This window comes from Pseudomonas sp. CC11G (assembly GCF_056174845.1).
The window spans coordinates 37843-60161 of sequence record NZ_JBWBZC010000033.1; the positions used below are offsets into that span (position 1 = coordinate 37843).

The 22319-nt window shown below is 60.7% G+C and carries 17 protein-coding genes and 5 pseudogenes; 4 read left to right on the forward strand and 18 right to left on the reverse strand.

Annotated features, from left to right (window positions below; translation table 11 throughout):
• Window positions 1-19: 19 nt before the first annotated feature.
• The 13 genes and pseudogenes from AC0V2S_RS25260 to AC0V2S_RS25320 all read right to left on the reverse strand — a co-directional run bounded on the left by AC0V2S_RS25260 (window position 20) and on the right by AC0V2S_RS25320 (window position 13789).
• The gene (locus AC0V2S_RS25260; protein ID WP_475512120.1) at window positions 20-880 is read right to left on the reverse strand and encodes a cache domain-containing protein; all 861 of its coding nucleotides are present in this window, start codon (window positions 878-880) and stop codon (window positions 20-22) included.
• 59 nt (window positions 881-939) lie between these two features.
• A complete protein-coding gene (locus AC0V2S_RS25265; protein ID WP_475512121.1) occupies window positions 940-2064 on the reverse strand; it encodes an acyl-CoA dehydrogenase family protein in 1125 nt (374 codons plus the stop codon).
• Between the two features lie 37 nt (window positions 2065-2101).
• Window positions 2102-2902 carry a crotonase/enoyl-CoA hydratase family protein gene (locus tag AC0V2S_RS25270; protein ID WP_475512122.1) on the reverse strand — a complete coding sequence of 267 codons (801 nt, stop codon included), beginning with the start codon at window positions 2900-2902 and terminating at the stop codon, window positions 2102-2104.
• Window positions 2899-3972, reverse strand: a complete 1074-nt coding sequence (locus AC0V2S_RS25275; protein WP_475512123.1) for an acyl-CoA dehydrogenase family protein — start codon at window positions 3970-3972, stop codon at window positions 2899-2901. The genes AC0V2S_RS25270 and AC0V2S_RS25275 overlap by 4 nt, the downstream gene beginning before the upstream one ends.
• Window positions 3972-5120 (reverse strand): acyl-CoA dehydrogenase family protein, encoded by a 1149-nt coding sequence (locus AC0V2S_RS25280; RefSeq protein ID WP_475512124.1) that lies wholly within the window; start codon window positions 5118-5120, stop codon window positions 3972-3974. Before AC0V2S_RS25280 ends, AC0V2S_RS25275 begins: the two co-directional genes overlap by 1 nt.
• 98 nt (window positions 5121-5218) lie before the next feature.
• The gene (locus AC0V2S_RS25285) at window positions 5219-6526 is read right to left on the reverse strand and encodes an amidohydrolase family protein (RefSeq protein WP_475512125.1); all 1308 of its coding nucleotides are present in this window, start codon (window positions 6524-6526) and stop codon (window positions 5219-5221) included.
• A gap of 223 nt (window positions 6527-6749) precedes the next feature.
• Window positions 6750-8026, reverse strand: a pseudogene (locus tag AC0V2S_RS25290) (cytochrome P450).
• A 197-nt stretch (window positions 8027-8223) separates the two neighbouring features.
• The gene (locus AC0V2S_RS25295; RefSeq protein WP_475512126.1) at window positions 8224-8727 is read right to left on the reverse strand and encodes a carboxymuconolactone decarboxylase family protein; all 504 of its coding nucleotides are present in this window, start codon (window positions 8725-8727) and stop codon (window positions 8224-8226) included.
• A gap of 1 nt (window position 8728) precedes the next feature.
• Window positions 8729-9904 carry a thiolase family protein gene (locus tag AC0V2S_RS25300; protein WP_475512127.1) on the reverse strand — a complete coding sequence of 392 codons (1176 nt, stop codon included), beginning with the start codon at window positions 9902-9904 and terminating at the stop codon, window positions 8729-8731.
• Complete coding sequence (locus AC0V2S_RS25305) at window positions 9901-10803, reverse strand: 3-hydroxyacyl-CoA dehydrogenase (protein ID WP_475512128.1); 903 nt, start codon at window positions 10801-10803, stop codon at window positions 9901-9903. Before AC0V2S_RS25305 ends, AC0V2S_RS25300 begins: the two co-directional genes overlap by 4 nt.
• Before the next feature lie 13 nt (window positions 10804-10816).
• Window positions 10817-11668 (reverse strand): fumarylacetoacetate hydrolase family protein, encoded by an 852-nt coding sequence (locus tag AC0V2S_RS25310; protein WP_475512129.1) that lies wholly within the window; start codon window positions 11666-11668, stop codon window positions 10817-10819.
• Window positions 11668-12732, reverse strand: coding sequence for an amidohydrolase family protein (locus AC0V2S_RS25315; RefSeq protein ID WP_475512130.1), 1065 nt, complete (start codon window positions 12730-12732; stop codon window positions 11668-11670). Before AC0V2S_RS25315 ends, AC0V2S_RS25310 begins: the two co-directional genes overlap by 1 nt.
• 337 nt (window positions 12733-13069) lie before the next feature.
• Window positions 13070-13789, reverse strand: a complete 720-nt coding sequence (locus AC0V2S_RS25320; RefSeq protein ID WP_475512131.1) for a TetR/AcrR family transcriptional regulator — start codon at window positions 13787-13789, stop codon at window positions 13070-13072.
• 181 nt (window positions 13790-13970) lie between these two features.
• Here AC0V2S_RS25320 and AC0V2S_RS25325 point away from each other — a divergent pair, with 181 nt between their 5' ends.
• Window positions 13971-15602, forward strand: a complete 1632-nt coding sequence (locus AC0V2S_RS25325) for an ATP-dependent acyl-CoA ligase (RefSeq protein ID WP_475512132.1) — start codon at window positions 13971-13973, stop codon at window positions 15600-15602.
• A gap of 154 nt (window positions 15603-15756) precedes the next feature.
• Here the strand turns inward: AC0V2S_RS25325 and AC0V2S_RS25330 are convergent, their stop codons facing one another.
• A complete protein-coding gene (locus AC0V2S_RS25330; protein WP_475512133.1) occupies window positions 15757-16557 on the reverse strand; it encodes an SDR family NAD(P)-dependent oxidoreductase in 801 nt (266 codons plus the stop codon).
• A 101-nt stretch (window positions 16558-16658) separates the two neighbouring features.
• On the opposite strand from AC0V2S_RS25330, the gene AC0V2S_RS25335 reads away from it, so the two are divergent.
• Window positions 16659-17402 carry a DUF2889 domain-containing protein gene (locus AC0V2S_RS25335; RefSeq protein ID WP_475512134.1) on the forward strand — a complete coding sequence of 248 codons (744 nt, stop codon included), beginning with the start codon at window positions 16659-16661 and terminating at the stop codon, window positions 17400-17402.
• 102 nt (window positions 17403-17504) lie between these two features.
• Here the strand turns inward: AC0V2S_RS25335 and AC0V2S_RS25340 are convergent, their stop codons facing one another.
• The 4 genes and pseudogenes from AC0V2S_RS25340 to AC0V2S_RS25355 form a co-directional block, all read right to left on the reverse strand.
• Window positions 17505-18080, reverse strand: coding sequence for an aromatic-ring-hydroxylating dioxygenase subunit beta (locus AC0V2S_RS25340; protein ID WP_475512135.1), 576 nt, complete (start codon window positions 18078-18080; stop codon window positions 17505-17507).
• A gap of 80 nt (window positions 18081-18160) precedes the next feature.
• The gene (locus AC0V2S_RS25345; protein ID WP_475512136.1) at window positions 18161-19573 is read right to left on the reverse strand and encodes an aromatic ring-hydroxylating dioxygenase subunit alpha; all 1413 of its coding nucleotides are present in this window, start codon (window positions 19571-19573) and stop codon (window positions 18161-18163) included.
• Window positions 19574-19684: 111 nt separating this feature from the next.
• Window positions 19685-20697, reverse strand: a pseudogene (locus tag AC0V2S_RS25350) (fumarylacetoacetate hydrolase family protein).
• A pseudogene (locus AC0V2S_RS25355) lies at window positions 20694-21393 on the reverse strand (SDR family NAD(P)-dependent oxidoreductase). Before AC0V2S_RS25355 ends, AC0V2S_RS25350 begins: the two co-directional pseudogenes overlap by 4 nt.
• A 138-nt stretch (window positions 21394-21531) precedes the next feature.
• Here AC0V2S_RS25355 and AC0V2S_RS25360 point away from each other — a divergent pair.
• Together AC0V2S_RS25360 and AC0V2S_RS25365 are read left to right on the forward strand one after the other, a co-directional pair.
• Window positions 21532-21819, forward strand: a pseudogene (locus AC0V2S_RS25360) (Zn-ribbon domain-containing OB-fold protein); the annotation flags it as partial.
• A gap of 105 nt (window positions 21820-21924) precedes the next feature.
• Window positions 21925-22306 (forward strand): annotated as a pseudogene (locus AC0V2S_RS25365) (thiolase family protein); the annotation flags it as partial.
• Between the last annotated feature and the right edge of the window lie 13 nt (window positions 22307-22319).

Genomic DNA, 22319 nt, shown 5'->3' on the forward strand with positions numbered 1-22319 from the left:
GCGTGCAATCCCTGCTCAATTACTGGTTGGTGTAGCAACCCACGGCCACGGCGTAGCCATTCACCCGTTGCAGAAAGGTTTTCTTGTATTCGTTCTGCCCGGTAATGGGGTTGCGCCACAGGTAGTCGATTTCACCGGTTTCGCCGTCTGCCATGAGCTTGAGAATCTCCTCGCCAATGGGTTTTCCGTCGGTGGAAAGCAGCGCTTTGAAGTCGGTGCCGATCAGACGCGGGAGAAAACCGTGGGCGATAAAGCGCTTGGTTTTCAGGTCGACGACAAAGGCGTACAGGTCGTCCTGATTAAGCTTCTTGTCGTGTTTGTTGATTCGCACGAACGTGGTTTTCGGGTCGCTGCGCACTTGCTCGGCCACCGCTTGCAACAGCTGCTTGGCCTGTTCGGGGCTGGAGCGCGGCATGTAATAGCCCACGGAAATCACCCGCTCGCCGACGCGCTGGTAAAACACTCGCTTGCGCTCGACCTTGGCGTGCTGCCAGTTCCACCAGCGGTACTCGGCGCTGTGTACGGCGCCGTCTTCGGGTTGGGAAATGGCTTGCTGGAAGGCTTTTTTCAGGTCGTCGTCCAAAGCGCTGACCACCTGCTTGCCCACCAGCGACACCGACGGCCCGCCGCTGGCGAGCATCACACCGGACGTGTCGACGACGTAGATATACAGCTCACCGTCCACATAGGCGCCCTGCCGACTGAACTCGGCCAGGGCGGCGTCGCCCTTGGCCTTGTAGTCGGCAACGGCTTTGGCCAGCAGGGCGTTGGCGCGCTGGGTGTCGGCGCTGTAGGCATCCGGCGCCGGGGCCGTTTGCGCAGAGCCGGCCAGGGAGATAAAGCACAGGCATAAAACCGCGAAAGCTCGATAAAGGCTCATTGTTGTTATTCCTCTGGTGGTCTTTCTGGTGTCACTCCCTGCGCATACTCCCGCGTGGCCTACAGGGTTCGGCCGATGATTTCTTTCATTATTTCCGAGGTGCCGCCGTAAATCCGCGCCACGCGCGCATCCACCCAGGCACGGCTGATTTTGTACTCGCTCATAAAGCCGTAGCCGCCGTGTAGTTGCAGGAATTCATCGAGCAATTTGCCCTGCATTTCCGAGCCGAGCAGCTTGGCCATGGCGGCCACATCCGGGGCCAGTTCGCCGCGCATCACCTTCGCCAGGCAGTCGTCGACAAACACCCGCAACATGGTGAACTGTGCCTTGGCTTCGGCGAGCTTGAAGCGGGTGTTCTGGAAATCCAGCACCGGCTTGCCGAACACCTTGCGCTCGCGGGTGTACTCGATGGTTTCTTCCAGCAGCGTTTCAATCGACTGGGCGGCGCGAATGGCGATGATCGTGCGTTCCCAGGCAAGCTGGTGGGTCAGGTATTTGAAGCCCTGCCCCTCCTCGCCCAGGCGGTTGTTGGCCGGAACGCGTACGTCGTCAAAAAACAACTCGGCGGTGTCCTGGCCCTTGAGGCCGATCTTTTCCAGCAGGCGGCCTTTGGAGAAACCGGCGCGGTCTTCTTCGATGCAAATCAGGGTGAGTTCTTTGGCGGCCAGGTCGAGCTTGGTCGCGGTGACCATCAGGCCGGCGTTGCCGCCGTTGGTGATAAAGGTTTTTTGCCCGGACACGATGTAGTCATCGCCATCGACGCGCGCCAAGGTGCGCATGGAGCGCAGGTCGCTGCCAATGCCCGGTTCGCTCATGGCGATTACGCCGATTAGCTCGCCGCTGACCATGCGCGGCAACCAGCGTTGTTTCTGCTCCTCGCTGCCGTAGGCAACGATATACGGCGCAACGATTTCCGAGTGGGTGGTAAAGCCGACGGCGGTGGCGTTGGCGCGCGCCAGTTCTTCGATCATCACCGCCGAGTGGCCGAAGTCACCGCCCGGGCCGCCGTATTCTTCCGGCACGGTGGAGCACAGCAGGCCGGTCTCCCCGGCTTTCAGCCAGACCTCTTTGGGCACGATGCCGTTTTTTTCCCACTCGTGCAGATACGGCACGATCTCGCGGTCGACAAAACGGCGAGCCTGCTCGCGGAACATGTTGTGGTCTTCACGGAAAACGCCACGCATCGTCACTACTCCAATACTTTTGTTATGGGTGCAGCCATTACTTGTCGAGGTAATCGGGCTTACGTTTTTCGACAAAGGCGGACACCGCTTCGTGGTGATCCTGGGTGTGGTGCGCCAGCGACTGGTAGGCGGCGGACAACTCCAGCAGCGAGTCCAAACGCATATGCTGGCCTTCGCGCAGCAGGCGTTTGCACAGGCGCAACGAATGGCCCGGGTTGCTGGCAATGCGTTCAGCCAGCGAGCGGGCTTCGGCCATCAGCGTCTGGTGTGTGCACACCTGCTCTACCAGGCCCCAGGCCAGCGCTTTGGCCGCGTCGATGGCATCGCCAGTAAAGGACATGATGCTGGCTTTTGGAATGCCAATAATCCGTGGCAACAGCCAGGCGCCGCCGTCACCGGGCACGATGCCCAGGCGCACAAAGCTTTCGGCAAACAGCGCCGTGGTGGACGCCAAGCGGATATCGCACATGCAGGCCAGGTCCAGGCCGGCGCCAATGGCCGGGCCGTTTACGGCGGCGATCACCGGAATATCCAGCTCGTAAATCGCCAGCGGAATGCGCTGAATGCCGTCACGGTAGGTGTTGCGCAGCTCGTACGGGTCACCGGCAAAAATGCCGGCGCGCTCATGCATGTCCTTCACGTTGCCGCCGGCGCAGAACGCGGTGCCGTTGCCGGTCAGAATCATCACCCGCGCCGAGCGATCACGGCGCAGTTCGGCGCACAGGTCGACAAACTCCTGAATCTGCTCAGGAGTGGTCAGGGCATTGCGGGTGTCGGGGTGGTCCATGCGCACGGTGACAATGCCGCCGTCGCGCTCGATCTGAAGAAACGGGCTCATGCCGGATTACTCGCAAGGCGGGTTAAAGGTTGTTGGCTATGGCTGGTCAGCAGCGGCCAATAGGCGTCGCTGCCGGCCTGGCAAATCTGCTCGCCGAGGCGTTGGCTCCACAGGCTCGCCGAGCCGAATTCGCTGCGCCATGCCCACAGGCGACGGGTGAGCAAATGCAGTGGGTATTCCTCGGTAAAGCCAATGGCGCCGTGCACCGAATGGGCAATGCCGGCGCCGACACTGGCGGCTTCGCCGGTGCTGACTTTGGCGACCGCGATGGTCAGCCCGGCCAGGCCGTCGGTGGATTCGGCAAACGCCGCTTCGGCGGCGATACCGGCCGCGGCGGCCTGTTCGGCGAACACCGCAAGCTGCTGTTGAATCGCCTGGAACGAGCCGATGGCTTTGCCGAACTGCTGACGCTCACGGGCGTAGTTGGCGGTCATATCCAGCAGCGCGTGCAGCGCCCCGGCGGTTTGCGCAGCGCGCAACATGGCGCCGCCCAGTTCCAGCACGCTGGCGTCCAACCCAGCGGGCAGCGGCGCGTGGGCCAGTACCTGGGCGTCGGTGAAGCTCAAGTCGTCGCGCGGTTCGCCCGCGACGTTCAGTGCCAGGGTCACTTCGCTGGCGGTGCTGCGTTGCAGCAGCACCACGCTCGGTTCACCGCTCAAGGTGCTGGCGATGGCAACCACAGCCTCCACATTGCGACCCCACGGCACGGCATGGGCAATGCCGCTCGCTCGGTCGGCGTCGAGAACCAGCACGGTATTCACCGCCACACTCAGCGACCCCGCGCTGCCATCCAGCCCGGCCTGGCTCAACAGCCAGTTGCCCAGCAGCGCTTCGCCCAATGGCGCCGGCACGGTAAACCGCCCGGCCGCGCGCACCATGCCGTACATATCGGCCCAACTGGCTTCGGCACCGCCAAGGGCTTCGCTCACGCCGGCAAAGGTAAAGCCGGAGTCGTCGATGGCGGCCCACAGTTCGGCCGGCCATTCGCCGCCTTCGCAGCCCAGCACATAGGCTGGGGTGGCCAAGTCGGTAAACAGGCGTTCAATCGTCGCATCAAATAATTCGCGCATTATCGCAACCCCAGCCCACGGGCAATGATGCCCCGCAGAATTTCGCGAGTGCCCCCGCGCAGTGAGAATGACGGCGCCATTTGCGTGAGATAGGCCAGCACGCGCGCATACTCGCTGCCGCCCTCTTGGCGTGGATCGGTTTCCAGCAACAGCTGGGCAACTTCAGGCAGTTCCTGTTCAAACACGTTGCCCAGGTCTTTCACACACGAGGCGGCCCACGCCGGGTGCTCGCCGGCCGCCAGTTGCGCGGTCACCGACAACGACATATTGCGCAGCGTCAGCAGCTTGGCCGACAGCCGCCCGATCTCGCGGCTTTGCAGCGCGTCGGGGGTTTTGCCAATGGCGTCGATCAGGGTTTTGAGCAGCGCCATGCAGCTGAGAAAACGCTCAGGGCCGCTGCGCTCGAACGCGAGTTCGGCGGTCACCTGATCCCAACCTTTGCCTTCGGTGCCGATCAACGCATCAGCCGGCACCCGCACGTTGTCGAAAAACACTTCGTTGAAATGCTCGCCGCCAGCCAGGTCGCGAATCGGCCGAATGGTGATGCCCGGAAGGCTCAGGTCGACGATAAATTGCGACATGCCTTCGTGGCGCGCCGCCTGTTTTTCGCCAGTGCGCAATAGGGCAATCATGTAGTTGGAATGGTGGGCGTTGGTGGTCCAGACCTTCTGGCCATTGAGCACCCAGCTGTCGCCATCACGCACCGCGTTGCTTTTGATCGAGGCCAGGTCGGAACCCGAGTTGGGCTCGCTCATGCCGATGCAGAAGTAGCTTTCGCCGCGGCAGATGGCCGGCAGGTAATGCTGCTTTTGCGCTTCGGTGCCGAACCGGTTGATCAGCGGCCCGCTCTGCCGATCGGCAATCCAGTGGGCCGATACCGGGGCACCGGCGGCCAGCAACTCTTCAATGATCACGTAGCGGGCAAAGGGCCCGGCAGCTGCGCCGCCGTACTCTTTGGGCAAGGCCATGCCGACCCAGCCCTTGGCACCCAGCTTTTTGCTGAACCCGGCGTCAAAGCCCATCCAACTCTGCGCACGCAGAGTTACCGGGTAATCGGCCAGGGTTTCTTGAATAAATGCGCGTACCTCGGCACGAAGCGCTTCGGCCTCGGCAGGCAAACGACTGTAGGTAAATTGGCTGATGGCCATATGCGCTCTCGGGCGGTGGACACAGGCGCAATCGCCCCGAACGGGGCGACCACAGAACCGACGCCTGCGCCTGATCCACGACCAGGCGCAGCGGCTGCTTACAACGCGGTTTGCGCGTCAGCGTCGGCGAACATCCGGTTGATATCGCCGGAGGTCACAGGTTTGTCGTCATGCCGCCCGTGATCCGCGCCGCCCAGGCCCAGGGCCGGTTCGGTGCTGACGTGGCGAGCCTGGGCGCGCAGTGCACCGACGGTGCAGTTTTCGCGGCCATGGATGGCGAACGGGTCGAACGAGAACTCGCGCATGGCGTTCAGGTGAGTGACCTTGTCGATCATCGCCTTGTCCAGGTGCTGCAAGCCCTCCCACGCGGTTTCCGGCGAGTTCGGCCAGGTGCAGTCGGAGTGCGGGTAATCGCTCTCCCAGGTGACCATGTCGGTGTTCAGGTACTTGAGGTTCTGCAGGCCGAAGTTGTCTTCGATAAAGCACGTGATGAAGTGCTTGTTGAAGATGTCGCTCGGCATCTGCCCGCCGAAGTTGGAGTTCGTCCAGGCGTTGTGGTGACGGTGGGTGAAGTCCGCACGTTCCAGCAGGTAAGGAATCCAGCCAATACCGCCCTCAGACAGCGCCATGCGCAGGTCCGGGAATTTCTTCCACATCGGCGCCCAGATCCAGTCCGCCGCCGAGTTGGCGATGGAGATCGGCATGGAAGTGATCCAGGCATCGATCGGCGACTCATCAGAGGCGTGGTTGGCTTTGACGCCAGTGCCGATATGGCAGCAGATAACCACTTTGTTATCGCTGCAGGCTTTCCACAGTGGGTCCCAGTAATCGCTATGGATTGACGGGTAACCGTGAATGGCCGGGTTGTCGGAGAGCGACAGCGCGTGCACGCCCTGCTTGGCCAGGCGTTCCACTTCGGCAGCGGCGGCTTTCATGTCCCACCACGGCACGATCATCAACGGAATAAAACGGCCCGGGGCGGCGTTGCACCAGTCGTGCAAGTGCCAGTCGTTGTAGGCCTGGATGGCGGCTAGCGACACTTCGCGGTCGGCATGCACCTGGAAGCGTTGGCCAGCAAAGCCTGGGAAGGTTGGGAAGCACAGCGAACCGAGCACGCCGTTGGCGTTCATGTCATCGACACGGTCCTTGATGTTCCAGGTGCCACGGCGCATTTGCTCGTAGCCCAGCGGCTCCATGCCGTATTCCTCTTTCGGCCGGCCGACTACTGAGTTCAGGCCCATGTAGCCAGTGGCTTGCTCTTCAAACACCCACACATCACGGTCGCCCTTTTTCACCACATGCGGCTCACGCCCCTTGAAGCGGGCAGGCATGTGACGAGCAAAGGCATTTGGCGGCTCGATCGCGTGGTCATCGACGCTGACGAGAATCAGATCTTCAACTTTCATTGTTTTCCCCTTCGCATTCGGGCTTGTTGTTGTGTCTGAATCATAGTGCAGACTTCGAGTTAATTAAACACATATTTTGAATGTGTTCATATTAATTCGATCGACGCGCAATTCTGGATCCCGGCCTGCGCCGGGATGACGGTGTTCTTTGTCAAAGCCTTGGTCATTCCCGCGAAGGCGGGTATCCAGAATATTGAAGGTGTCACAACCCCTTAAGCCGACATCAATCCCACAACACATGCAGGTAATGCGGCCCACGCAGCTGCGCGCCAACGATCTGCGGCCCAGGTTTGCTTGGGTCCAGACGAATGTTGGGCATCAGGTCGAGAATGGCGTTGAGCGCGCAGTTGATCTCGGTTTTGGCCACGAACTGACCGATGCACATATGCGGGCCGAAGCCGAAACCGAAGGACGGTTTTGGCTTGCGATCAATGTCGAACTTATCGGCATTTTCGAACGCATCCTCGTCGCGATTCGCCGAAGTCACGATGCATTGCACCATCGCTCCCTTGGGAATTTGCACACCGCGAATCTCCAGATCGTGGGCCGCCTGACGCACCTTGAAGGTGGCTACTGGCTCGAAGCGCACCGCTTCATCAATCGCCTTGTTCACCAGGCTACGGTCATTGCGCACGCGCTCCAGGGTCTCGGGGTTTTGCAGCAGCAACGACATCAGCGTGCCGAAGGTACGGGTGGTGGTTTCGCTGGCAGCCGGCAGCAGGGAGCGCACGAAGGTGGCGATTTCATGGTCATCCAGGGACCGGCCTTCGTACTCCACGCGGATCAGGCGGCTGATCAGGTCATCGCCGGTTGCGCCCTCGGCGCGGCGTTCGGTTACGGCGTCCTTGACCACGTCATACAGTGCCTTGGCAGCCTGCATCGCAGCGCCGCGGGCGGCAGCGGCTTTCTCCGGGTCAACCTGTGGGCCGGCCAGAATCGCCAGGGCCCACGCGGCGTATTGCTCGATTTTCTCCGGGCGGTCTTCAGGAAAACCGATCAGCGAGTAGATGACCCGAATTGGGAAATACAGGGCGAAGTCCATCAAATCGGCCCTTTATTCGGCACCAGGGGCTTGATGTATTCCTCGCGAATTACCCGGTCGATCTTGGTCTCTTTCCAGCGGTTCACGGTTTCCGGCATAAACACCGGCTGCAGCAGGTTGCGGATGTTCTTGTGGGCGTCACCGTCCATCGCCGTAAGGATCAGACCATCGAAAAACGCGCCCAGGCCTTCGGCGATAAAGCCGCTGGTGAACGTGGTGGCGTCACGCATCACTTTCATCACGTCGTCATACTTAAACAAAGTGAAGGTGGGGCGGTTGGCGTCCAAGCCCGCAATCGACGGCACGCCGAGGCGGTTCATAAAGTTGTCTGCCAGCACAGGCGAATTGGCACGCATGTCACGGTAAGTGGCGTGCAGGTCGATATCGCTGGTGCCTTTGTAGTTACTGGCCACATCGGTGAATGTTTTGACCAGATCGCTCTGTGCTGCTGTGGACATGATCGTCTCCGTTATTTTTGTCTTTATTTATGGAATAGGCGCTCGGGCCGTTACCAATACTAGGCTTATCACGTACGTTATTGGACGTTTTTACACAATTTGATTAACTAATAGAGGACCTGTAGGAGCTAGCTCGCTAGCGAACCCTGCAAACGGTGTTTCCAAGATTCGCCAGCAAGCTGGCTCCTACAAAACGGTTAATACGCCTGCTGCACAAACGTCATCCGCCCACCCGCCAACATCAGCGCGCAAAACATCCCCAGCTCCACCACCTGCTCAGTGCTAAAGAACTCACCCAGCCGGGCAAAGTGCTCATCGCCAATGCTCATGTAGTCGCTGGCAAACAGCTCGGCATACGCCAATGCCGCCTGCTCGGCGGGTGTGAAGTGCTCGCTGTCGCTACTGAGGCAGGCGATGTCCTGCTCGGTCACCGCATCGGACTTGCGCGCCAACTGGCAGGCCTGACAGTTAGTGATGCTGGCAATCTTCAGCCGCACCAATTCGCTCAGGCGCTCATCCAGCAGGTTGTCGCTGTGCAAACTGTCCATCAGCGCCAGCCAGGCCAGTGCGGCCTTGGGTCGGTGCGCCCACACCTGCACCGGCGTGGTGGAGCTGAGCATTCGGTTGCGCTGGCCACGGCCAACGGCGTCTTGCAACGCCGCCGGCATGGCTTCTATCGGTACCAGCGATAGGCGCGGCACCTTAGCCGAGCCGTTCGATGATGGTCGCCGTGCCCATGCCGCCGGCGCAGCAGATGGCTTGCAGGCCATAACGGCCACCGATACGTTCCAGCTCATTGAGCAAGGTGGTCATCAGCCGCGCACCACTAGCGCCCAGCGGGTGGCCGAGGGCGATGGCGCCGCCGTTCACGTTCAGCTTGCTGTGCGGTGCACCGGTTTCCAGCATCCAGGCCAAGGGCACCGAGGCGAAGGCCTCATTGACCTCGAACAGATCGATGTCGTTGATGCGCAGCCCTGCTTTGCCCAGCACTTTATGCGTGGCGGCGATGGGGCCGGTGAGCATCAAGGTGGGGTCGGAGCCGACCGTGGTGAACGCACGAATTCGCGCGCGGGGTTTGAGCCCGAGCTTTTTCGCGGTCTCTGCGCTCATCACCAGCAAGGCTGCCGCGCCATCGGAAATCTGTGACGAGTTGCCTGCGGTAATCCGGCCGGTTTCCGGGCGGAAACTGGTTTTCAGCGTCGACAGCTTTTCCCGCGTGGTATCGCGGCGAATGGTTTCGTCTTTGCTCAACGTGGCGACGGGGTCGGTCAGCGCCTTCTCCCGCAGCGCTTCCACCGGCACCGGCACAATTTCGTTATCGAAATGCCCGGCATCGCTGGCTGCCGCCGCCCGTTGGTGACTGGCGAAGGCGAAGTCATCCAACTGGTCGCGGCTCAGCTTCCACTTGTCGACAATGCGCTCGGCCGCCTCGCCCTGGCTGGTCAGCTCATACCGCTCGCTGGCCATCCAACCGAAGGCTTCACCGTGAATCTCCCGGTTGCTGCCCATGGGCACGCGGCTCATGTTTTCTGCACCGCCGGCCACCACAATATCCGCCGCGTCGCTGGCAATCGCGCCAGCGGCCAGGTGCACAGCCACCTCCCCCGAGCCGCATTTGCGGTCGATGGTCAGGCCCGGAATGGTCACCGGCCAGCCCGCACCCAGTAACGAGGTGCGGGCGATATTGGCCGACTGCTCACCAATCTGCGTCACGTTGCCGAAGATCACGTCATCGATCAGCGACGGCGACACATCCACCCGCTCTAGCAGGCGGCTGATAACCAGAGCCCCCAAGTGGTCAGCCCGCACCCCAGCCAAGCTGCCGCGAAATTTGCCAATTGGCGTACGAACCGCATCAACGATGACGATCTCTTTCATAGCGCACTCGCCTTGAGCCCCGAACCCGGAACCTGTTTACCGTCTTCATAGCGGTACACGCCATGGCCGGTTTTGCGCCCCAGACGGCCTGCCGCGACCATCTTGATAATCAGCGGGCACGGGCGGAATTTTTCGCCGAGGGTGGAATGCAGGTAGCGCAGCACTGACAAGCGCGTGTCCCAACCGGTCAGGTCGCCCAATTCCAGCGGTCCCATCGGGTGGTTGAAGCCCAGGCGCAGCGCGGTGTCGATATCTTCGGCAGTCGCGGTGCCTTCCTGCAGCATCCACATCGCCTCGTTACCCAACAGCGCCGACATGCGGCTGGTAGTCAGACCCGGCGACTCGTTGACCACGATGGAGGTCTTGCCGATCTGGTCGCACAGGGTGCGGGTACGGGCAACCACTTCATCGGTGGTGGCCAGACCGCGCACCAGTTCCACCAGCTTCATTTTGTGCACCGGGTTGAAGAAGTGCATGCCCACCACGCGCTCGGCGCCCTCTACCGAAGCGGCGATTTCAGTCACGCTGAGGGCTGAGGTGTTGGTGGCAATGATCGCGTTGGCCGCCAGCAGCGGCGCGGCCTGGCTGATCACCGCCTTCTTCACGGCGAGCTGCTCGGACACGGTTTCCACCAACCAGTTGGCGCCGGTTGCCGCTTCGCTGAGATCGCCGGTGGTCAGTAGATTGGCCAGCGAGTCTTTGGCTTTTTCTTCACTGACTTTACCCAGGCGCACACCGTCGCCGAGGATTTTTTCGATGCTGGCCCGGGCCTGGGTTAACGAAGCCGCGTTGGTGTCCACCAGCACTGTGGTGAACCCCGAACTGGCGAACGCATGTGCAATGCCGGTGCCCATCAAGCCGGCGCCGACCACGACTACTTTTTCTTTATTGGCGTTCATAGTTCGCTCTCGATTAGCCACGGTTCTTTTCGCTGACCACATTGCGCAAGGTGCCGATGCCCTCGACGCTGGCCTCGACCACATCACCTTCGTTCAGAAATATCCCGGTGCCCATGCCGACACCGGCCGGCGAGCCGGTGAACAGCACATCGCCACAGGCAAAGCTGGAGCGCTGCTGCACAAAGCTGATGAGCTGGCCGACATCCCAGGTCATCTCGGCGGTGTTGCCGTCCTGACGGGTTTCACCATTCACTTTCAGGGTGAGCCGCAGCTTGGGTGAACCTTCCGGGAACTCGTCCTTGGTGACAATCCATGGGCCAAGACCCGTGGTGCGGTCCTGGCTCTTGGCGGCAAACAGGTCCATGCCGATACCGGCGGGCCCACTGCGCTGCAAGTCACGCGCGCTCACGTCGTTGCCAACGGTGTAGCCAAGCACGCTGGCCAGCGGGTCATCGAGATTGATCTCGTTGCTACCGATGACCGCCACCAGTTCCACTTCGTGGTCGAGCTCTTCCGTCAGCAGTGGAAAACGGATCGGGTCATGGGCGCCGATCAGCGCGCCATAGGCTTTGAGGAAGGCGACCGGCTGAGCCGGTGCCTTCAAACCGAATTCCACCAGGTGCTTGGCGTAGTTGGCGCCCGCCACCACGACCCGGTTAACCGGTTCGATGGGTGGCAGCAAGCGCACCTTCGACAATGGCAAAGACGGCCCGGAAAAGCGCAGCGAACTGACGCCGCGCCCCGCCGCCACGGCCGGCGCCCACTCGTGAAACTCACCGGAAATGGGCGTTACTTGATCCTGAGCGACATCAACCACAGCCCAAAAAGGACCAGTAGAAAAATACTCACAACGCGCCAGCTTCATCAGGCACCTACCTGGCCCAATTTGGCCGGGTCCAGGTGCAGCAGGCGGCAGGCGTTTTCGTAGCGGATTTTGTTCAGGTCCGCATCCGACAGTTTCAGGCCGTGGGTCAAGTCATGACGCACCGCATCGCTGCCGCCGAAGTTGCTGCCGTACAGCACGTGGTCGGCGCCGATGATGTCGACCAGGGCTTGGCGCATTGGCACTTCGTGCAGTTCAACGTCGAAGTAGAAGTTCTTCATGTAATCGAGGAACGGCTTCTTGTTGTACTTCACGTCGAGGTTTTCGTTGGTTTTGGCCAGGCGACCCAACTGGTACGGCACATAGCCGCCGCCGTGGGTGATGTACACCTTCAGGTCAGGGAAACGGTCGAGCACGCCGCCGCAGATCAGGTTCCAGAAGCAACGGCTTTCGTCGTACTGCATGCCGACGATGGCGGTGGTTTCGTAGCGGTCGGTGTTGGCGTCTTTGCCCCAGGTAACCGACTGGTTATAGCCGTGCACGAAAATCGGCAGGTCGAGGTCGCACAGGGTGCGCCACACCACGTCCAGTTCCGGCGAGTCGTATTCCAGCCCGCCAAAGTTGGCGCCACCGGCCACCAGGCCTTTTGCGCCGAGCTCGGTGCAGGCGTAACGCAGTTCAGCGGCCGCCGCTTCCGGCACATTCAGCGGCGCGTGGGCCCAGTACATCAGGCGATCCGGCGCAGCGGAGCAGTATTCGGCGAGGGTTTCGTTCACCTTGCGGGCAAACGGCACGGCGAATTCGGCTTCGGTCCAGTACATGTAGCAGTGCGACGGCACCGAGACCACTTGCAGGTTCTGCCCGGCGGCATTCATGCCAGCCAGGCGCACTTTCGGGTCAGCCCAGCGGGCAAAATATTCTTCCAGTTTCGGGCCATTGCCCGAACGCACGGCCGCCTTACGTTCCGGCGACCCCAGACCAAGAATCCAATCCCCTACGCGCAGCTTGATATCGCCGTCGGCGTGTTGCTCAAAGAACGGCCCCCAGTGTGGGTGCTGGTTGTAGTAGCCCGGATGGGGAGCGTGTGCGTGGAGATCGATAAGCATGGCTAGGCACCTCAAGGTTGGTACTTTTTTGTTGGTTGTTAGCGCGGCGCTTTTACGTGGCCAGCCACGAAAAGGAATGCCGAAAGGCTCGCTGCTGAGGCCAGAGCTTAAATTTAAAATGAGCAGAAATCAAAAATCTGTTCATATTATTTTCAAGCGGCGCGCAGAAGCCCGCGCCAGAGCCTTCTAGAGGTGTCGACTGGGTGTCAGCTTTACGGATGAGTGCCGCGCATGAAGGGTGACGAACGGAATGCGGTTGCGAGGAAATGCAGTAGGCAGAAACGCAAAACCCCCGAAATACGGGGGCTTTGGCGGTGTTGCGGGGTGTAAAACGCGATTAGCGGCGGGTGCGGGAAGTCGAACCCATGATCAATGCACCGATCAGTTTTTTCACACGCACCGGGAATAAGCGACGGCCGGCGGCCTCGGGCACCAAGATTTCGCTCAACACATAACGAATGATCATCTCGCAGATCAGCTCGCGGTCCAGGCGCACGCCCAGGCGGTCGTCCCAATCATCGAACACGATGCCCAGGCCATCCTGAAAGCGCACGATCGAGTCGTGGAAAATACGGCGGAAGAAGCCCAGCGCGTAGTCCGGTGCTACCACCAACAACCGGCGTGCACGGCTCTGTTCCAGGTAGTTGTCGAGGTAGGCGAACAGCGCATTCAGGCGCGCTTCGGGGTCACTGATATGGCCCAACTCCTGGGACAGCGAGGTATGGAAACTCTCGCGTTTGTGCCGGGAAAAGGTATCCAACAAGTCTTCTTGTGACGAGAAGTAGCGGTAGAACGTGCCGCGCGACACCCCTGCTACCTGGCACACATCCAGGATCGAAATGCGATCCGCGCCAGACATCAGCACCACTTCTTCAGTGGCCTTGAGGATATTGGCAATGGTCTCTTCGGAGCGGCGATTGGGCTTAACTTTGACACCCGCCGCACTGTTTCTGGCCGCCGGCTTCACCGTGCGCAACGAAGCATCTGGCACAGCAGTTTTCTTGGTTTTAGGGGCTGGCGAGGCTGTTTCGGCTTTCTGGGCTGCGCGTTTTGGCATGAAAGGTTGGGCTCGTAAGGGCTAGAGATGCGAAACATTAGCACAAGAGCTGGGCATAAATAACACTATATGTTCAACTCTTTGCTAAAGACATTTCCCAAGTTTGTATTTAGAATCCGGTTCTCTCTTCAAAATAAATCAGGCAGATCAGTCGTTGAGGCTGCCTAAACGGAGAAAACTCATGGGCAGCACTGGAAATCCAGAGACCTGGGCAGTGGGAGAACGAGACACTGTCATTGCAGCACTAGATCGTGCGGTGGCGCGGCATCCAGACAAGGTATTGCTGGATTTCAGCGGAGAGTTATACACATACGCCGAGGTTGACTCACTATCGACAAAAATGGCCAACGCGCTGTCTAGCCTGGGGGTAAAGCCCGGCGAAACCGTATTGACCATGCTCGATAACAACATCGATGCGGTCACCACCTGGCTGGCCATCAACAAGCTGTGTGCCGTCAGCGTGCCGATCAACACCGCCTTGAAAGGCGAATTCCTGCGCCATCAAATTGCCGATACCGGCACCTCGGTGGTGATTTGCGAAGCCGCATACCTGGCGCGCATCACGCCACTGGCCGAGCAACTGCACGACGTACACCACATCCTGCATCGCGGTACGCCAGAGCAGATTCCCGAGTGCAGCATCCGCATTGCCCCGCTGGACGAATTCCGCGGCAGCGATGCCACGCCGCTCGCGACCAAACCGCAACCTTCGGACCTGGCCTGCCTTATCTATACGTCGGGCACCACCGGGCCGTCGAAGGGCTGCATGATCAGCTACAACTTCATGTGCAACCTGGCGCGCCTGCAACTGCGCGCCGGCCCGGCCGGCCCGGACGACGTCACCATCACCCCGCTGCCGTTGTTCCATATGAACGCCCTGTGCGTGTCGATCATCGCCAGCATTCTGGTAGGCGCACGCGCCGCCATTCTGCCGCGCTTCTCGGTCTCGAATTTCTGGCAGGAAGTGGAACGCTCCGGCGCGACCATCGCCTCCATTCTCGGCGGCATGGGCGGCCTGCTGGCTCAAGCGCCGGACAACGAAGCGATGCTGCGTTGCGTCGGCCAGATCCACACAGCACGCGGCAACCCCTACACCGAAGAAACCAAGAAGATCTGGCGCGACCGGTTCGGTACCAAGCTGGTCGGCGGCAACGGCTACGGCCTGACCGAAGCCTGCGTAATCACCTCGCTGGCCGCCGGCGAATACGCGGCGCCCGGCTCCTCCGGCAAACGCATTCCCGACTTTGATGTACGCATCGTCGACGACCTCGACCAGGAAGTGCCGCCCGGCACCCCGGGCGAAATCGTGGTGCGCCCGTTGCGCCCGGACATCATGTTCCAGGGCTACTGGCGTCGCCCGGAAGACACGCAAAAGCTGATGCGCAATATGTGGTTCCACAGCGGCGACATTGGTCGGTTCGACGACGAAGGCTTCTTCTACTTCGTCGATCGCAAAAAGGACTACCTGCGTCGGCGTGGGGAAAACATCTCCAGCTTCGAGATGGAAGCCGCCTTTGCCGTTCACCCGGCGCTGGCCGAAGTGGCCGTGCATGCGGTGCCGTCCGATAAGGGCGAAGACGATGTGAAAGTGACGGCGATTCTGCATGAAGGCGCGACGTTGCAGCCTGAAGAGCTGTTCCATTGGGCGACGGATTCGGTGCCCTACTACGCTCTGCCGCGCTATATCGAATTTCGCACCAGCCTGCCAAAAAACCCGCAGGGACGGGTGTTGAAATATCAGCTGCGCGATGAAGGGAAAACGGCGACGACGTGGGATTTGGAGACCACTAACATCACCGTATCGAAGAAGTAATCCGCCACACCCCAGCATGGGTATCGCTGCGCTCCACCCATCCTACGAATGGACCGTAGGATGGGTGGAGCGTAGCGATACCCATCAAAATCCCGACGAAAACGCACAATAAGAAACGCGGCCATCTGACCGCGTTTTTTATGCATGACGAAACTCAATACTCGCGAAACGGCACGTTCTTAGGCCGCGAGTTATACCCCGGTAAATGCAACCCACCATCCACATGAATAGTCTCGCCAGTGATATAGCGCGACATCTCGGACGCCAAGAACACCACCACCGGCCCAATGTCCGTTTCCGGATCACCCGAGCGGCCCAACGGGCGCATCGAGGCCGACATTTCCGCAAACCCCGGCGTCTCCGCTGCCAGCTTGTGAAAGGTCGCGCCCATCGCGGTCGGCGCGATGGCGTTGGTGCGGATATTGAACCGGCCCCACTCGGACGCCGCACTGCGGGTCAGGCCAACAATGGCCGACTTGGCGGTGTTGTAGTCGCCATGCAGCCAGGCGCCGATCTCGATATCGATCGAATAGAAGTTGATGATCTTGCCGCCGCCACGCGCCTTCATATGCGGCAGTGCAGCTTTCATCGCCCACCAGGCCGCCCACACGGTCGAGTTGAGGGTTTGCTCGAGCATGGCATCGGTTTTTTCTTCGAGGAGCACGTTGGGCGTGGGCGCAAACGCGTTGTTGACCAGAATATCCAGGCCGCCGAACTCATCCACCGCCAACTGCACAGCGGCTTCGATATCGGCTTTCTTGCACACGTCGGTCTGGATAAATACCGCTTTGCCGCCCAGGGCCTTGAGCTCTGCTACGACTGCTTCGCCACTGGCCGCATCCAGCTCGGCAACCACCACAGCCGCGCCTTCTTTGGCGAAATTCAGCGCGATGCCACGCCCGATGCCGCCACCCGCGCCGGTGATGACCGCCACCTGTTCATTGAGCAGAGCCATAGCCCCTCCTTTTCTTGTTTTTTGATGAACATAATTGGTTATAGTGTTCAAATATAACCGATTTCGCCCGCCTGAACAGCAGTAGAACAAGGATATTGAGCATGGCCGGTTTTCGTCGTCGCGTAGACATCATTGCCAGCTACACCGATCACGGTGGCGAGGTGCGCGCCGCCGTGGAAGACGACTTCCATCACTTCCGCGTGTGGGTGCACCACGAGGCCGGCAGCGTCACGGCTATCGGCGGCGAAGCGCTGCGCTTCCCCTACTCCGCGTGCCCGCAAGCCACCGGGCAATTACAGCAGTTGGTGGGGATGGCGTTGAACAAGGTCGCCCATTCCGTTACCCGGCAAACCGATGCCAGCCACCAATGCACGCACCTGCTGGACCTGGCGGGGTTGGCGATTGCGGCGGCGGCGCGCGGTACCGAAAAACGCCGCTACGACATTTACGTCGGCGAGCGAGTCAACCAGCGCACCCGCGCAACCCTGGTGCGCGACGGCAATGAAGACCTGACGTGGGATATCGACGGCACGCATATCGAGGGGCCGTATGCCTATGCCGGGGTGAACCTGCGCGAAGGTATGGCGAAGTGGGCGTTGAGCAATTTGTCGGAAGACGTGGCCGAGGCGGCGTTATTGCTGCGGCGCTGCACGCTGATTTCGATGGGCCGGGCGTACAACCTGGATGCACAGGTGCATGCGGTGAATACCGGGCATTGCTACACGCAACAGCCCGAGCGGGCCGAGCAGGCGTTGCGGATGAAGGGGTCGACGTTGGATTTCAGTAATGAGGGGCAGAAGTTGTGTGGGGAGGATCAAGCATGGCTTCGCGGAACCAAAACGTAGGATGGGTAGAGGCGTAGCCGAAACCCATCAATGCGGTAATAGCTGATATCGCATTGATGGGTTTCGCGCTGCTCTACCCATCCTACGGTTCGTGAGTATGAGTTAGAGGAACACCGCCAGATTCGGCGTGCCGAGTACGGCTTGATCGAGGATCACCTCACGCCGAGCCAGCTTCAACCCATTCTCCCCACGGCGCAGCACATCCCGGCGCTCGCCGCTGATGATGTCGACGTGGTGATCCTTGAAGCGACTACGGGTCAGCAGCAGGTAGCTGGTCACCACCCACTCATCTGCCTTGGCGGTCTCTTCCACGAAGATGTTGGTGACCAAACGACGGGTACGCGAGGGTGGGTCTTCGGCCCAGGCGCTCTTGCCGGACAAGCGCAAGATGCGGCCCAGAATCGAGCGGTAGTCATCGTGGTAATGCTGGGTGCTACGCACGATGGTGGTTTTCAGCTCGGAGGCGGTGCGCGTCTGGCGCAGCGGTACGGTGTAGATCAGATCGGTATCCAGCAGCTCTGACCATTCTTTCAGGCGAATCTGGTCGAGCAGCGTGGCTTCCTCATACAGAAAGGTGACCACGTGGTTGTACAGCGGCGAGCCCACTGGCACGCGCTTGGTGCCGACGGGGGAACCCGGCTGGATATCTTCCACGCCGCGTTGTTGAACCTCAGTCATGGGTTACTCCTACTTTTTATTCTTGTACGAGTGAATGCAGGTGAACGGGCGGCCAGTTACGGCCGCCGGCTTCCACGGAATCAGGACTCTTTTTCTTCGTCCGATGCCGTCATCAGTTCATGCCAGTACAGCCACCAGTGCCACTGGGTGTCGTCTTTGGTGAAGCCTTCGTTGACGATACCCGGGCCCGGCCAGCCTTCCGGCGCGCCGGTTTCAAAACACGCCTGATACTTGAGCGTGCTCTTACGGCCCATGGCGCCTTTGGCGGCGAGGGTCATGTGCGGCCAGGTGTCGGAGTCGTCTTGCTCAACCATGCCGGACGTGCCGAACAGCTGGATGGTCTGCTTGAGCATTTTTTCACGCAGCTCTGGCGGCGCGTCTTTCTCGGCGAAGATCCAGTTCACGAACTCGAGCTTGTCCGGGCCTTGCGGCACGTAGGCGTGCAGGGTCATGGAGCCGACTACGGTGCCGTCTGGCTGTGGAATGTAAACAAAGCCGAAGAGAATGTTCGGGAACATCCCGCCCACTTGCGGCGGCATGCTGGTCAGCACCTGCAGTTGGTCGTCGCTGAGGTTGTTCGCCAGTTGCTCAACCATGTCGCGGGTCATGCCGGCTGGCGGCAACGCTTCGAGCTTTTGCTGCACGGTCAGTTCGGCCGGGTCGAGGCCGGTCAGGCGTTTGATTTTGCGCGCCAGGTCGATGCAACGCAGGGCATGGCCGTGCGGCGAGCTGATTTCCACGCCGTACATTTCCGGGCTCAAGTCAGCCGACGTTTCGCCCTCGCCTTTCTTGGCGTAGTTACCCACTTCACCCAACCAGCGGTGCAGGGTCAGGGTGTGGAAGCCGTCGGCTGCCGATTGCTCGCCAGCGGTTTTCCAGTTGGCATTGACGATAAAGCGCTGCGGCGGGCCGAGCACTTCCATGCCTTTGTCGGAGCGGCAGAACAGCATGTCGTAATACCACTTGGCATCACCGAGGAACTCGTCAAACGACGGCCCATCGATGTTCCAGGTGGCGAATACCAGGCCGCCGTACAACTGAACACGGGCTTTCTTCAGGCCCAGTTCTTCTTTAGGCAGCATCTTGCCGTGCATGCACTCGCGCTCAACGGGCGAGCCGATAAAGTCGCCGTTCGGGCGGAAGGCCCAACCGTGGTAGATGCATTTATGAATTTGGGTGTTGCCGCAGTCAGCGGTGCTGATGCGCATGCCGCGGTGCGGGCAGACGTTGAGGTTGACGAACACCTCGCCTTGTTTGCCACGGGCCACGATGACGGAATCGGAACCCAGGTCACGGACCATAAAGTCGCCGGAGTTAGGAATCTCCGACTCATGGCCCAGCAGTACCCAGATCTTGCCGAAGATCTTTTCCATCTCCAGCTCGTAAATTTCGCGGTCAGACAACACGCGCATCTGCACTTCGCGGCTAGATGGGTAAATCAGGTCAGCGACCTTGGTGCCATCGGACAATACGGGGCTTGTTCTTGTTAGCATGATTGCCTCCTACTCAGGGCGTCACGGCGGTAAGCCGCGATGCAATATAAGACACTTTTTTAGTTTCTGTACATAGAATTCACTCATGAGTTGTAAGTGAATTCGTCCGCCTTATGCCGTTTGTTCTGCTTTGCTCGCCGCCTTAGTGCCAGCTTGCGTACGCAGCACGCCAATGCCTTCAATCTCCAGCTCCACCACGTCGCCAGGCTTGAGGTAGCGCAGCTGCTCCAGGCCGCAGCCGTTGCCGACCGTGCCGGAACCGAGGAACTCGCCGGGGTACAGGGTTTCCGAGCGCGACACGTGGGCGATGACGTCTTCGAAGGTCCAGCGCATATCGCGGGTGTTGCCACGCCCCCACTCTTCGCCGTTTACCCGCGCGACCATAGTCAGGTCGTAGGGGTCGCCGAGCTCGTCGGCCGTGACCAGGCACGGGCCCATGATGTTGGCGGTATCGAAGTCTTTGCTTTTCGCCGGGCCGAGCATGCCGGGCATCTCCAGCGCCTGGGCGTCACGGGCGCTCATGTCGTTGAAGATGGTGTAGCCGACGATGTGCTGACGGGCCGCCTCGCGGCTGATGTCTTTGCCGCGCTTGCCGATGTAGCAACCGAACTCCAACTCGAAATCCATGGCGCGGCTAAAGCTTGGCCAGAGGAATTCGTCGTCGTTGCCGATCACGGCAAAGCGGTTGCCTTTGTAATAGATGGGCTGCTTGTTGAAGGTTTCGATCACCGGTCATCGGCGCGGGTGTTCATGGCTTTCAACGTCGCTTCTGGGTCTTCGGTGCGCAGCGCACGGGCGCGACGGGCGGCGGCGAAGCTTTGTTTCAGGTGCAGCTCAAAGCAGGAACAGTCGCGCATCTGCGGCGGCGGCTGAATGGGCGCGCGCAGCTTTACGCTGTGGCGCTCCACCACGGTTTCCGCCGGCGCCTTGGCCACCAGGCCGCGGGCCAGGGCCAGCGCTTCGTCGCCCGCTTCCACCAAGGCCAGAATGCTGGTCAACGCGGCGCTGTCGTGGCCACGCAGCAAGTGATGGGCTCGTTGCAGGTCGAGCACTTGCTGGTCGTTGTTGAGCAATGCGCCCGCACGGTCGATGCCGATCTCGTCAGTAAAGGTCACCAGTCTCATACGCGACCACTCACGGGCACAGCGCGCCGGTTACGGCAGCGGCTTCGTCACTGAGCAGAAAGGCCACCACGGCGGACAACGCAGCCGGCGTTACCCAGCGGCTGCTGTCGGCATCGGGCATATCGGCGCGGTTGGCCGGGGTGTCGATAATGCTTGGCAGCACGGCGTTGACGGTGACGTTACGGTCTTTCAATTCTTCGGCCAGCGCTTCGGTGAGGCGCGCCACGCCCGCTTTGGAGGCCGCGTAAGCGCCCATGCCCATGCCGGCTTTGACTGCGCCAGGGCGCCGATATTGACGATACGCCCGGCCGTGGACTCCAGCAGAAAAGCCAGCGCCGCCTGGGAGCTAACGACGGCGGTCGCGCACGTTCATCTGATAGAGGCGATCCCAGGTGTCCAGGCTGCGCCTTCCCACGGTTTCCCAGGCAAAGCCGCCGGCCACGTTGACCAGCCCGTCGATGCCGCCGATTGTTTCCTGCATTGCGCAAAGGCGGCTTTGGCCGACTCGGCGGACGTCAGGTCTACGCCGCCCAGGCAAACCAGGTTAGGCGTTTCGAGCAACGCCGCCGGCGCCTCGCTGCGGTCCAGCAGGGCCACCCGTGCGCCACGCTCGGCCAGCAATTTGCCGAGGGTGCTGCCCAGGGCGCCAAAGCCGCCGGTGACGACTACCCTCTTGTCCAGTAACGACTGGGACATCGCGAAATCCTCTTGTTGTTGTTTTAGCGCCACAAACCGTCTGCCGCGCTTTTCTGGGTGCAAAATATGACACTTTTCCAATATATGTACAAATGATACTGTGTGACCACACGTCAAACACTTGTCTGCGGAATGCCGATGCCTAGAAAACTGCCTGCACTCAACGCCGATAACCGCGCTTCTGCAAGGCGGGGAACAGGGCGAACTGCGCATTCACCACTGCGCCAGTTGCAGCCGCTTTTTCACCCGCCCCGCCGCTCTGCCCGCAATGTGCCAGCTTCGAGGGTCACGCCCCACGGCGGTGTCCGGCAAGGGCAAGGTGCTGAGCTACACCATCAACCACCAGCCTGGAACCCGGAGCTGGAAGAGCCCTATGTGGTGGCGATCGTCGAGCTGGTGGAGCAACCCGGCTTGCAATTCGTCAGCAACGTAGTGGGCATTCCCGTCACCGATGTGCATATCGACATGCCGGTACGGGTCAGTTTCTCAATATCGAGGACGTGTGGTGCCGCTTTTCGAGAAGGATCAGTGATGTTCGATCACCGTTATGAAAAGACGTGGCCATTACCGGCATCGGCCAGTCCGAGATCGGACGGGCCTTCCAGCAAGTCGGCATGCGCCTGACCCTGGACCCTGCTGGAAGCCATTAGCGATGCCGGCTGCAGCGCAGCGATATCGACGGCGTAGCCTGTGGCCAGGCGATAACAACAATGGCGACCCATTTTCCCCGGTCGCCCCAGCGCCCTGAAAAGCGCCTGGGCCTGAACGTGAACTGGTTCGGCGGCGGCTACGAAGGCCCGGCCCGCTGGCGGGCGTGATCAACGGCGCCATGGCGATTGCCGCCGGCCTGTGCAAACACGTGCTGGTGTTCCGCACCATCACCGAAGCCACGGCGCGGGTGACCAACAAACAGCCGGCGCGCTGAC

What these genes read in the sequence shown, in the direction of transcription:
- AC0V2S_RS25315 (WP_475512130.1), bottom strand. Translation starts at nt 12,732, where the DNA reads ATGCTTATCGATCTCCACGCACACGCTCCCCATCCGGGCTACTACAAC.
- AC0V2S_RS25275 (WP_475512123.1), bottom strand. Translation starts at nt 3,972, where the DNA reads ATGCGCGAATTATTTGATGCGACGATTGAACGCCTGTTTACCGACTTG.
- AC0V2S_RS25345 (WP_475512136.1), bottom strand. Translation starts at nt 19,573, where the DNA reads ATGCTAACAAGAACAAGCCCCGTATTGTCCGATGGCACCAAGGTCGCT.
- AC0V2S_RS25330 (WP_475512133.1), bottom strand. Translation starts at nt 16,557, where the DNA reads ATGGCTCTGCTCAATGAACAGGTGGCGGTCATCACCGGCGCGGGTGGC.
- AC0V2S_RS25335 (WP_475512134.1), top strand. Translation starts at nt 16,659, where the DNA reads ATGGCCGGTTTTCGTCGTCGCGTAGACATCATTGCCAGCTACACCGAT.
- AC0V2S_RS25265 (WP_475512121.1), bottom strand. Translation starts at nt 2,064, where the DNA reads ATGCGTGGCGTTTTCCGTGAAGACCACAACATGTTCCGCGAGCAGGCT.
- AC0V2S_RS25325 (WP_475512132.1), top strand. Translation starts at nt 13,971, where the DNA reads ATGGGCAGCACTGGAAATCCAGAGACCTGGGCAGTGGGAGAACGAGAC.
- AC0V2S_RS25300 (WP_475512127.1), bottom strand. Translation starts at nt 9,904, where the DNA reads ATGAAAGAGATCGTCATCGTTGATGCGGTTCGTACGCCAATTGGCAAA.
- AC0V2S_RS25320 (WP_475512131.1), bottom strand. Translation starts at nt 13,789, where the DNA reads ATGCCAAAACGCGCAGCCCAGAAAGCCGAAACAGCCTCGCCAGCCCCT.
- AC0V2S_RS25340 (WP_475512135.1), bottom strand. Translation starts at nt 18,080, where the DNA reads ATGACTGAGGTTCAACAACGCGGCGTGGAAGATATCCAGCCGGGTTCC.
- AC0V2S_RS25270 (WP_475512122.1), bottom strand. Translation starts at nt 2,902, where the DNA reads ATGAGCCCGTTTCTTCAGATCGAGCGCGACGGCGGCATTGTCACCGTG.
- AC0V2S_RS25310 (WP_475512129.1), bottom strand. Translation starts at nt 11,668, where the DNA reads ATGAAGCTGGCGCGTTGTGAGTATTTTTCTACTGGTCCTTTTTGGGCT.
- AC0V2S_RS25305 (WP_475512128.1), bottom strand. Translation starts at nt 10,803, where the DNA reads ATGAACGCCAATAAAGAAAAAGTAGTCGTGGTCGGCGCCGGCTTGATG.
- AC0V2S_RS25260 (WP_475512120.1), bottom strand. Translation starts at nt 880, where the DNA reads ATGAGCCTTTATCGAGCTTTCGCGGTTTTATGCCTGTGCTTTATCTCC.
- AC0V2S_RS25280 (WP_475512124.1), bottom strand. Translation starts at nt 5,120, where the DNA reads ATGGCCATCAGCCAATTTACCTACAGTCGTTTGCCTGCCGAGGCCGAA.
- AC0V2S_RS25285 (WP_475512125.1), bottom strand. Translation starts at nt 6,526, where the DNA reads ATGAAAGTTGAAGATCTGATTCTCGTCAGCGTCGATGACCACGCGATC.